Genomic DNA, 1,848 nt, shown 5'->3' with positions numbered 1-1,848 from the left:
AGTGTGCGTGTGTTTTTTGAGAACTCAATAGTGTGCCGATGTACAAATTATTTTTGTTTGTTTGAGCGGTTTTGTGTGATTACCGGGAGTTTTTCGGTTTTTACTTGAGCTGCCTGCTGCGCGCATAGGTTGTGTGTGGTGTGGTGGTGCAAAATCGTGTGGTGTGTTTTTGTCCTGTCAAGGGGATGCATCACGAATTTTATTTATTTTAGACTGACAAGCCCTTTCTGGGGTTTGTTGGTTGCCAGTTTTCTGGTTTGCCGGTTTTGGGCTTTTCACGGTTTTTCTTCTTTTTGAAGGGCCTTTTGTGGAGAGTTTGATCCTGGCTCAGGATGAACGCTGGCGGCGTGCTTAACACATGCAAGTCGAACGGTAAGGCCCTTTCGGGGGTACACGAGTGGCGAACGGGTGAGTAACACGTGGGTGACCTGCCCTGCACTTCGGGATAAGCCTGGGAAACTGGGTCTAATACCGGATAGGACCGCACTGTAGGGGTGTGGTGGAAAGTTTTTTCGGTGCAGGATGGGCCCGCGGCCTATCAGCTTGTTGGTGGGGTAATGGCCTACCAAGGCGTCGACGGGTATCCGGCCTGAGAGGGTGTACGGACACATTGGGACTGAGACACGGCCCAGACTCCTACGGGAGGCAGCAGTGGGGAATCTTGCACAATGGGCGGAAGCCTGATGCAGCGACGCCGCGTGGGGGATGACGGCCTTCGGGTTGTAAACTCCTTTCACCATCGACGAAGGTTTTCTGACGGTAGATGGAGAAGAAGCACCGGCTAACTACGTGCCAGCAGCCGCGGTAATACGTAGGGTGCGAGCGTTGTCCGGAATTACTGGGCGTAAAGAGCTCGTAGGTGGTTTGTCGCGTCGTCTGTGAAATTCCGGGGCTTAACTCCGGGCGTGCAGGCGATACGGGCAATACTTGAGTGCTGTAGGGGAGACTGGAATTCCTGGTGTAGCGGTGAAATGCGCAGATATCAGGAGGAACACCGATGGCGAAGGCAGGTCTCTGGGCAGTAACTGACGCTGAGGAGCGAAAGCATGGGTAGCGAACAGGATTAGATACCCTGGTAGTCCATGCCGTAAACGGTGGGCGCTAGGTGTGGGGATCTTCCACGATTTCCGTGCCGTAGCTAACGCATTAAGCGCCCCGCCTGGGGAGTACGGCCGCAAGGCTAAAACTCAAAGGAATTGACGGGGGCCCGCACAAGCGGCGGAGCATGTGGATTAATTCGATGCAACGCGAAGAACCTTACCTGGGCTTGACATATACAGGACGACTGCAGAGATGTAGTTTCCCTTGTGGCTTGTATACAGGTGGTGCATGGTTGTCGTCAGCTCGTGTCGTGAGATGTTGGGTTAAGTCCCGCAACGAGCGCAACCCTTGTCCTGTGTTGCCAGCACGTGATGGTGGGGACTCATGGGAAACTGCCGGGGTCAACTCGGAGGAAGGTGGGGATGACGTCAAATCATCATGCCCCTTATGTCCAGGGCTTCACACATGCTACAATGGTTGGTACAGTGCGTCGCGAGCCTGTGAGGGTGAGCTAATCGCATAAAGCCAATCTCAGTTCGGATCGGGGTCTGCAACTCGACCCCGTGAAGTCGGAGTCGCTAGTAATCGCAGATCAGCTATGCTGCGGTGAATACGTTCCCGGGCCTTGTACACACCGCCCGTCACGTCATGAAAGTCGGTAACACCCGAAGCCAGTGGCCTAACTCGTAGGGAGCTGTCGAAGGTGGGATCGGTGATTGGGACGAAGTCGTAACAAGGTAGCCGTACCGGAAGGTGCGGCTGGATCACCTCCTTTCTAAGGAGTTATTTTTAAGGCAACGGTTGTTG

1 rRNA gene is annotated in these 1,848 nt (G+C 54.2%); it reads left to right on the top strand.

What is annotated here, in order from left to right:
• The first annotated feature begins 304 nt into the window (after window positions 1–304).
• A 16S ribosomal RNA gene (locus A3EC_RS0110720) occupies window positions 305–1,816 on the top strand.
• Window positions 1,817–1,848 lie beyond the last annotated feature (32 nt).

The sequence above is a fragment of the Corynebacterium ulceribovis DSM 45146 genome (genome assembly GCF_000372445.1).
Lineage (GTDB): Bacteria > Actinomycetota > Actinomycetes > Mycobacteriales > Mycobacteriaceae > Corynebacterium > Corynebacterium ulceribovis.
Note: the sequence above shows the minus strand (reverse complement) of the source record. Positions and strands in the feature narration are given on the sequence as shown.